Genomic DNA, 1,209 nt, shown 5'->3' with positions numbered 1-1,209 from the left:
CGTCTTCAGGCCGTGTTCGGTGAGCTGGTCGATGCCCATGAGCTGCCGGGTGGACAGACGCCGCCGCAGCTCCTTTTTCTGTTTTCGATTCAAGATCAGGACTCCTCCCATTCATAGTATTGCTGGTGCAGGAATAAGAAGCAGACGGCGCAGCGCAGGAAGTCCAGGATGCTGGCGCCCTCCATGCGGATGGAGAGGAAGGCGTAGAGGACGGTCAGCACCAGCAGGAGCATCCCGGCGCCGTGGCTCAGGGCCAGGACGGAGAGCAGGAGCCCCGCGCCGATAACCGCCACGTCCCGCAGTTCCCACAGCCACANCTTGGCCTTTGCTTTCAGATTGTCGGGGTAGATATACATTATAATATTATTCGCCTCCCAAAAATGAAGGCGGCTGTGCGCCGCCTTCTGTGTATCTCATTCTGATCTGGGTTTACGGTGCGGCCGTGTCCGATTCGCCGCGCAGTTCCGCCAAGGCGCTCCGGCACCAGGCGATGTGCCCCTCCAGGTGCTTGACCAGCTCCGCCTCCGCAAGCTGTTCCGCCTCTTCCGGGGATACGCTGCCCAGCGGGAGTTTTTCGATCCGCAGGGACTGGCAGGTCAGGAACCACTCGCCGGGGGAGTGGATGTGGGGATGGATATTGACCCGCCCCAGATAGGGGACGCTGGCCACATAACTGCTGGAGACGATCTCCCGCCGGTTGTTCCTGCGCTCGTCTTTGGTCCACATCAGCATGTGCCGTCCTCCCCTCCGATAGATGCATCCGTCGGAGCTTCCGCCACCAGCGCCTTCTGGATGCAGTCCCGGAAGAAGGCGTTCTGCTTGATTCCGTTCTTCTTGAGGTAGTCCTTGAACCGCTCGAACAGTTCCTCCGATACCTGGAACGCGACCGTTCTCTGATTTCCTTTCATAATGGGTTTCCCCTCCTCTTCGTAAAATTTCGTAATGAGCCAAGTCATGTACTGGCCCAGGGTCTGACCGGATGCCTCCTGGCGTTGACGGAGCTGCGTATGAAGCTCAGCCGGAATGGGAGCGCAAAGATTTTTAATGGCGTCCATGTTCTGCCTCCTCCCCAGCTGGCTGGAATTCCGGCGCACTTTTCAGGCAGTCCAAAATCAGTTTCAGCAAAAATCCCTGCAGAGTGCATCCACGCAGCGCACACAGCATACGAAGCCGCCTATAGTCGCCCGGCTCTATTCTAACCTGTAGATG

At 58.3% G+C, this 1,209-nt stretch carries 3 protein-coding genes; all 3 read right to left on the bottom strand.

Annotated elements, in window-relative coordinates; all coding sequences use genetic code 11:
* Window positions 1-95 precede the first annotated feature (95 nt).
* Window positions 96-356, bottom strand: a complete 261-nt coding sequence (locus JX325_RS17225; protein ID WP_204792232.1) for a hypothetical protein — start codon at window positions 354-356, stop codon at window positions 96-98.
* Between the two features lie 73 nt (window positions 357-429).
* A complete protein-coding gene (locus tag JX325_RS17220; protein ID WP_204792231.1) occupies window positions 430-732 on the bottom strand; it encodes a hypothetical protein in 303 nt (100 codons plus the stop codon).
* On the bottom strand, window positions 726-1,055 hold the full coding sequence (locus JX325_RS17215; RefSeq protein WP_204792230.1) for a hypothetical protein: 330 nt from the start codon (window positions 1,053-1,055) through the stop codon (window positions 726-728). The genes JX325_RS17220 and JX325_RS17215 overlap by 7 nt, the downstream gene beginning before the upstream one ends.
* Window positions 1,056-1,209 lie beyond the last annotated feature (154 nt).

The organism is Oscillibacter sp. CU971 (assembly GCF_905219725.1).
Lineage (GTDB): Bacteria > Bacillota > Clostridia > Oscillospirales > Oscillospiraceae > Oscillibacter.
Note: the sequence above shows the minus strand (reverse complement) of the source record. Positions and strands in the feature narration are given on the sequence as shown.

Coding starts and splice junctions, on each gene's coding strand:
- JX325_RS17220 (WP_204792231.1), bottom strand. CDS start 732: ATGCTGATGTGGACCAAAGACGAGCGCAGGAACAACCGGCGGGAGATC.
- JX325_RS17215 (WP_204792230.1), bottom strand. CDS start 1,055: ATGGACGCCATTAAAAATCTTTGCGCTCCCATTCCGGCTGAGCTTCAT.